Genomic DNA, 2,568 nt, shown 5'->3' on the forward strand with positions numbered 1-2,568 from the left:
CACTCAGCCGGCTAACTCCAGTTTCGAGACCCAGACGTGTACTACTCTCGATCATGGGCACCACCTCCTAATATAATAATTGGATAGCTGTACTAGACAACGGGTAATTTACTACCTATTGTTAGGTTAACACAGGCGTAAGCCTTTGACAATCGGGATTCGAGCAAATTTAGGTTAAGTTAATTTAACATCACTTGAAGTCACCGCTTCACCCTGATGATCGAACACCTAGTTAACGGTAGTAGGTACCCGTACATCACTAGTCATGTTGTCTGTAGGCGCGTCTTGTAGCCGTTCGATAACCTCGATTGTTTCCCGCTCGAACACTACTTGAGCGCGATTCGTGCGCCCGCCGAGATACAATTTACCGTCTTTAACCACTGCCCAAATTTGGGAGTGGGAGAAGTAACTCATGACTACTCCTGCCATTAATAGTCCAAAGCCTAAATATACGATCGGAATGCCCGGATCGGCTTTGATTTGCAAGCCAGTGCCGCCAATGACTTCCAGGACTTTAAGCGTTACGCCATTGACTTCTAACGCACCACCAGCGCGTACGCTTGATACTAGTTGTCCTTTGGTATCGTAGACCAGTAATGTCCCTTGTAAATCCTTAGCTAGGAGGGAAACACCTTCGCTCAAATCTGGCTTGGTGGGAATCCAAGTTCCCCAAATCCGATTTTGAGCACCTTGTCCGATTTGTGCCATCGGCAATCGGAAGATCGGACTATTATTAATCCTGATCTTCACACCAGAAATCGACCAGTCGGTTTGATAGTAATAAACGCCTTGATATTTCAACGGTTTATTGACATGAATCGTCTGGCGATCGAGTTCTTTTTGGGTACTATTATCGATCACTGATAAATCGGAATAGAATTGATCGATCGTCCCTGCTGGTGTATAGTCGATCCAAAATCGATTTACTTTCACAGACCAATCTTTCGGAATCTGATTGCGAGCTAATGGCCCTGCATCGAGAATATTCTTGACTTGGAATGTCTCGCCACTCGGGATCATTTCTTGACCCAGAAATCCCGTCATTGCGCCCCAGACGCCGCCTAATAAAGTGAGAATCATCCCGACATGGACGACGATCGGCCCGATCTTCCCAATTATGCCTTTACGAGCATACAGTTTATCGCCTTCGGTGAAAATCTTATATTTTTGGGCTTGCAACTGTGTAGATAATGCATCTAAATCTCGATCGTCAATTTCCGCACTCAGAGCTAACCGGTGAAAGAATTTAGGGTTGTCATAAAATTTCCACTTGCGCGCCGATTTGAGCATCGGTAACTGAGTAGTCAAGGTACAAGTCAACAGACTAATGCCGAACAGCACTAATAATCCTAAGTACCACCAAGTGCGATATACATGGTCTAACCCAATTACTTGAATGACTTTCCAACTCAGAAAGCCAAATAAAGCTGGATGCTCTGGATAATTAGCCTGATAAAATGCTGGTGTCTCGCCTTGCTCGATGACTGTACCCGTAATACTCAATATGGCAATAATCAGTACCAGCGCGATCGCAAATTTAAGATTGGCAATAACCGGCACGATCTTTTTGCGCCACCATTGCTGGGGGATTTGCCAGATATTAGCAGAAGCTGTTACGTTCGATTCGATCGCCATTTTCTAAGAGGTTGGGAGTTGGGAGTTGGGAGTTGAAAGACAAAGAGGGTGTCGCGATAATTAAAACCACTGTTTATAGAATCAGTTCTAGGTTTTTTAGCAATATAAATAGTTAAAATTGGTCGATCTAACTTTAAAAAGTCGGGATTCTAGCTACCAAAGAAAAGACTCCAAAACCAATCAGCAGAATACCACTAGTGGGCGTAATCCATCCCGACCATTTCCGGACTTCTAAGAGCTTTTTGATGACCGCTGTAAATGTACCCGCTAATATCAATGGTGCCACATAACCAGCCGTGTAGGCGAGGAGGAGAGCCGCACCCAACCAGATATTGCCCGTACTAGCCACCCAAGCGAGTAAACTTGCCAATACTGGAGTGCTGCATGGCGAAGCAACTAATCCAAAGGTAACGCCGAGCAAATAAGATCGCGCACCATTTGGCAGATCCTTAGGAATCCAATCCATACCGCCAAAATCGGGAAGCTGGAATGGTAAAGCTTCCAGCAAATTCAACCCCATTAAAATCGCCACCACACTAACAAAAATCGGCAATCCTAATCCAATTTGGCCGTATACTTTACCGACTACCGCTGCAAATATCCCCAAGCCAGCCAATGTTGTAGCAATTCCCGCGCAAAAAAATGTCGATTGGAGTGCGGCTTGCCAGCGGCTTTTGTATTCGTAGCCACCGATATAGCCGATCGTGATTGGTAACATCGACAGCGTGCAGGGTGTCAGACTCGTCAGCAGTCCAGCCAGGAAGATCGTCGCCACTGACACCCAGGTAATCTGCGTCAGTTGTTCGGTCACTAGTCGATCGGCAAAGTGTTCGAGTTGATATAGGGTCGTTTGAATGTCGATCGGCGGCATATTTACTGTGATTACAGTTTCTATTTGGAGTTCTATCTGCTCTTGATGGTAATGCTTTTTAT

General features: G+C 45.4%; 2 protein-coding genes. Both read right to left on the minus strand.

The features are described from left to right. Positions 1 to 228: 228 nt before the first annotated feature. Positions 229 to 1,635: a cytochrome c biogenesis protein gene (locus tag RMO84_RS16480; protein WP_310489522.1), complete on the minus strand. Its 1,407-nt coding sequence runs from the start codon at positions 1,633 to 1,635 to the stop codon at positions 229 to 231. A gap of 133 nt (positions 1,636 to 1,768) precedes the next feature. After that, positions 1,769 to 2,506, minus strand: coding sequence for a cytochrome c biogenesis protein CcdA (locus RMO84_RS16485; RefSeq protein WP_310489523.1), 738 nt, complete (start codon positions 2,504 to 2,506; stop codon positions 1,769 to 1,771). Between the last annotated feature and the right edge of the window lie 62 nt (positions 2,507 to 2,568).

Origin of the sequence: Chamaesiphon sp. VAR_69_metabat_338 (assembly GCF_031423935.1) — a bacterium.
Classification (GTDB): Bacteria; Cyanobacteriota; Cyanobacteriia; order Cyanobacteriales; family Chamaesiphonaceae; genus Chamaesiphon.

What these genes read in the sequence shown, in the direction of transcription:
- RMO84_RS16480 (WP_310489522.1), bottom strand. Translation starts at nt 1,635, where the DNA reads ATGGCGATCGAATCGAACGTAACAGCTTCTGCTAATATCTGGCAAATC.
- RMO84_RS16485 (WP_310489523.1), bottom strand. Translation starts at nt 2,506, where the DNA reads ATGCCGCCGATCGACATTCAAACGACCCTATATCAACTCGAACACTTT.